At 37.0% G+C, this 4,224-nt stretch carries 5 protein-coding genes; 3 read left to right on the forward strand and 2 right to left on the reverse strand.

Translation table 11 applies throughout. The features are described 5' to 3' along the window. Nucleotides 1-128: 128 nt before the first annotated feature. Nucleotides 129-335: a PAS domain S-box protein gene (locus tag ACH2BV_RS00380; RefSeq protein WP_395048431.1), complete on the reverse strand. Its 207-nt coding sequence runs from the start codon at nt 333-335 to the stop codon at nt 129-131. A gap of 710 nt (nt 336-1,045) precedes the next feature. Between ACH2BV_RS00380 and ACH2BV_RS00385 the strand changes: the two genes are divergently transcribed. The 3 genes from ACH2BV_RS00385 (at nt 1,046) to ACH2BV_RS00395 (ending at nt 3,624) form a co-directional block, all read left to right on the forward strand. Next, the gene (locus ACH2BV_RS00385) at nt 1,046-1,459 is read left to right on the forward strand and encodes a DUF1348 family protein (RefSeq protein WP_395048433.1); all 414 of its coding nucleotides are present in this window, start codon (nt 1,046-1,048) and stop codon (nt 1,457-1,459) included. Between the two features lie 378 nt (nt 1,460-1,837). Next, complete coding sequence (locus tag ACH2BV_RS00390; RefSeq protein ID WP_395048435.1) at nt 1,838-2,722, forward strand: helix-turn-helix domain-containing protein; 885 nt, start codon at nt 1,838-1,840, stop codon at nt 2,720-2,722. A gap of 53 nt (nt 2,723-2,775) precedes the next feature. Next, nucleotides 2,776-3,624: an NAD(P)H-hydrate dehydratase gene (locus ACH2BV_RS00395; protein ID WP_395048437.1), complete on the forward strand. Its 849-nt coding sequence runs from the start codon at nt 2,776-2,778 to the stop codon at nt 3,622-3,624. A gap of 245 nt (nt 3,625-3,869) precedes the next feature. Here the strand turns inward: ACH2BV_RS00395 and ACH2BV_RS00400 are convergent. After that, nucleotides 3,870-4,224, reverse strand: a 355-nt coding sequence (locus ACH2BV_RS00400) for a GNAT family N-acetyltransferase (RefSeq protein WP_395048439.1), incomplete at its 5' end; no start/stop codon positions are given.

Consider the following 4,224-nt stretch of genomic DNA (forward strand, 5'->3'; position numbering starts at 1 on the left):
CCAATTCTGCGGTAGTTTGGAAGAAAAATTACCATTTTTTATTGCAAAAAGTGCTTGAAGTAACATTTGTCCTTGTGATTCTTGAGAATCTTGAATAATCTCCTTTTTCATAGCTGATAAATTTCAGGTTAGTATTTATGTTCTTTTTTATATTGTTTGACTATTTCTTTGGATGAGTAATTGAATATCCGTTCAGCTCCCACATTCCAGTAAATAATAATCCCATCCATTGATTTACTGATAATGGTATCATCAGAAGATTGCACAATGGCAGCCAAATGTTCTTGCAAGGCCGATTGCACCCGCTCAACATCTTTATTTAGTTTTTCTTTCATGTTTATGAATTTTTAGTGTCCAAAGTAACGAATTTGTTTCTATTGTTTTTTTTTGGGGTTGATAAATTTTGCTCTTTTCATTTTGTCGTTGCGTTGGTTTCGTTTTTTATTGGTGGTAACGGCCAGTTGTAAGATGTTTTCCTCGGAAAGATAGGAAAAGCATTTCAAAGTTAAGCCCTTCTTCAACTTTCGTAGAGTATTAATTTTTATTTATTGTCTCCAATCACTGATTGGCGCAGTCATTAAAAATTGATGTGAAAAACAAAACGTGTTGATTTTTAATCCGTTAGCTGAAATAAAATTTGACTTTGTCATTTTTTTTCGATAACTTAGCCAAGCTTTATTAGCGATTTAGCTTTGAAAATACATTTTCAGCAAACTCTTTTGCAAAAGCTTGAAGCAAAACAATCATTTTACTCCTCACCCAAAATCAACTCCTTTAAGCCACATAATTAATCCAGAAAGTTGGGCTTAATTTCTTACAACTTGTATATACTCGCTATTGAGTACAGATTGCAATAATTCTCAAACCTAGTGATTTTACTTACAGAAAACTAATAAATTTATAAATAAATTCTTATATAGAAGCAATTCAGATAAGGCGGGAAAATTGTCCATCCTTTTGCGTCAATGCTCCATTGGTGCAATGGCTGGTTTTTTGCATCTTTGTGTTTTATAAAAGTTATTACAATCCCTTAAAAACAACTCGTATGGAACAAAAATTGCCTCTTCCGCCATTTACAATGGAAACCGCCTTGGAAAAAGTACAACTCGCCGAGGATGCTTGGAACAGCAAGGATCCCGAATGCATTGCCTTGGGGTATACGATTGATACCGAATGGCGCAACCGAACCGATTTCATCAACGGTCGCGAAAAAGTAAAGGAATTCCTGAAGGGAAAATGGGAAAAGGAACTTGATTACAAACTCAAAAAAGAGTTATGGGGTTTCCGCAACAACCGTATGGCGGTGCGTTTTGAATACGAATACCATAATGCCGAAGGACAATGGTTTCGTGCTTATGGCAACGAAAACTGGGAATTTGACGAAAATGGCTTGATGCAAAAACGTTTTGCCAGCATTAATGATTTGCCAATTGACGAGAAAGACCGAAAATTGAAATAAGTATTGAAAGGCTGACCGCCAAATTGGAAGAAGCGGGAATTATACCATTTTGATTTTAGGGGTTTATAAAAAACGCTATAGCTTTCCGTCACTTCGAGTGATTTTGAATAGTATTGCGACAGCTTTACTATTCAATCCCGAAAGCTTTCGGGAGTATCGAGAAGCCTATATTACAATGGTTCTCGATACAAATTTTCTGAAAAAGCTGTCCGCATTTTCTGAAAATTCACTCGAACTGACGAGATAGTTGTAACATCATTTTATATTGCTTTTTTAGAGTATAAATTATGCCTCGAACAGACTTCAACAAAGTAGATTGATTTATAACAGTAAATGTAAAGATTAAATGGTTTTACTAAATTTACAAAAAAGAACACAATGCTCGACGAATCAACTTTCACTTTAATCAATCCGCAAAACGGAAACCTGGCTTTCAAACTGTCGACTTTTGACAGCAAATGCCAGTTTAACGAAATTCAAAGACTGAACTATTTTTCCCTGATTTGGATTCAAAAAGGGAACGGAATTGTCACGGCAGATTTTTCTGAAAATCCATTCGAAGCGGGAAACCTTTTCGCTTTTTCGCCTTACCAACCTTTTATGCTGGCTTCCGAAGAAAATCTGGAAGGGATTGTTATCCACTTTCATCCCGAGTTTTTCTGTATTTACAAGCACCAAGCCGAGATTGCATGCAACGGAATCCTGTTCAACAATATCTTCAAACTGCCTTATGTCGCCGTCGATGAAGCGTCAAAAAGTATTCTTGAAATGGTGATCGGGCAAATAAAATCGGAAATGCAAAATCCTGAAATGGCACAATATGAATTGCTGGTTTCTTATCTCAAAATATTTTTGATTACGGCCACCAGGCTCAAAAACCAACAACATCCTGATGAAGATTACTTTGAAACAGCCGATGCCAAAGAACCTTTTATTCTGCAAAATTTAAAAAACTACATCGAACTCCATTTCAAGACCAAGCATTCTGCCAGTGATTATGCCGATTTGTTAAATATTACGCCAAAAGCCTTGGCGAAAATTACCAAGAACCATTTCAATAAAACCCTGACCCATCTAATATCGGAACGGATCATCATCGAGGCCAAAAGAGAATTGTATCTCACCAATAAAGCCGTCAAGGAAATCGCTTACGAATTGGGGTATGATGATGAGCATTATTTCAGTCGTTTTTTCAAAAACAATGCCGATGTTTCTCCACAAATGTATCGGGACACCGTGGGTTTTGCCAGAGGAATGGCTTAATGTTTTATTGAAATTGTTATTGATTTTTTTGTAACTTTATACAAACAAATGCAATGAAAAATCCAATTCATATCCACAAAAAGGAAATCTTAAAACGCTACAAACCCATTGACGCCCATACTCACAAAGGAATTCAGGGTCACGCTTTGTTAATTGGCGGCAGTTATGGAAAAATAGGGGCGATGAGTCTGTCTTCCAAAGCATGTTTGAAAACCGGTTGCGGCCTAGTGACGGTTTTTATTCCGCGATGTGGTTATGAAATCCTGCAAACTGCCAATCCGGAAGTGATGGTTTTGACCGATGTTCAGGAAAAATACATTTCGAAAATAGAATTTGATTTTATGCCCAATGCTATCGGATTTGGACCCGGAATCGGGCAGGAGATAGAAACCCAAAATGCGCTTCACGAATTCCTGACCAATGACAAAACACCTTTGGTCATTGATGCCGATGCGCTGAATATTCTATCCCAAAACGCAGCATGGATTTCGTTGTTGCCAAATAAAACGATTCTCACGCCACACCCAAAAGAACTGGAACGACTCATTGGGAAATGGAATTCGAATGCGGAAAAATTCGAAAAAACAGTTGCTTTTTCAAAACTGCATCACCTTATCATTGTGATGAAAGGTGCACCAACATTCATCATTGACGGCGAGACTATTTACGAAAACACAACAGGAAACGCTGCCTTGGCAACAGCCGGAACTGGAGATGTGCTAACGGGAATGATTACGAGTTTATTGGCGCAATCCTACGAGCCTATTGACGCTGCCATTCTTGGTGTTTTTCTACACGGATTGACTGCCGACATCGCTTTTCCCGAAACGGGCTATCAGTCGTTTATCGCTTCGGATGTTATTGCGAATATTGGTAAAGCGTTTTTGAGTTTGGAGAAATAATGACGTTTAAAATTTAAAATTAATTATAATTAATCATTGTAATCTTACTCGTCAGTTCGAGTGATTTTTAAAGCCCAAAAAAATGTTGATGAAGTGAAAAATTTAATGCTTTAAAAATTGTATCGAGAACAATATGCTTTGAAATTCTTCTCGATACAATTTTAAATAGTAAAGCTATCGCATTACTATTTTAAACCACTCGAAGTGACGTTTTGTTATATTCCTGAATCATCGAACCATCAATACTATGAAATTCTTTTTTCCAACACCATAAATTCCAGAGGTTCATTTGTAGTTTGGCTAAAAACTTCGCTTACTGGGAAGGGTTCTCTTGCCCCGGTGTCTGCATAGCCGTGGCGTTCGTACCACGAAATAAGTTCTTCCCGAACGGTTATCACTGTCATGCCAATTTTAGACAATCCCAATTCCGAAGCAAAAATTTCGGCCTGTTGCATTAATTTTTTTCCAATGCCACTATTTTGCAACTCAGGCGAAACCGTTAACATTCCTAAATACAATTGATCTTTTTTTTCAATTAGTAACACACAACCAATAATCTCGTTGTTCTCAGTGAATCTTAGAATGGTATTTTTTTTGTCT

It is taken from the genome of Flavobacterium sp. (assembly GCF_043780635.1).
Classification (GTDB): Bacteria; Bacteroidota; Bacteroidia; order Flavobacteriales; family Flavobacteriaceae; genus Flavobacterium.

What these genes read in the sequence shown, in the direction of transcription:
- ACH2BV_RS00380 (WP_395048431.1), bottom strand. Translation starts at nt 335, where the DNA reads ATGAAAGAAAAACTAAATAAAGATGTTGAGCGGGTGCAATCGGCCTTG.
- ACH2BV_RS00385 (WP_395048433.1), top strand. Translation starts at nt 1,046, where the DNA reads ATGGAACAAAAATTGCCTCTTCCGCCATTTACAATGGAAACCGCCTTG.
- ACH2BV_RS00390 (WP_395048435.1), top strand. Translation starts at nt 1,838, where the DNA reads ATGCTCGACGAATCAACTTTCACTTTAATCAATCCGCAAAACGGAAAC.
- ACH2BV_RS00395 (WP_395048437.1), top strand. Translation starts at nt 2,776, where the DNA reads ATGAAAAATCCAATTCATATCCACAAAAAGGAAATCTTAAAACGCTAC.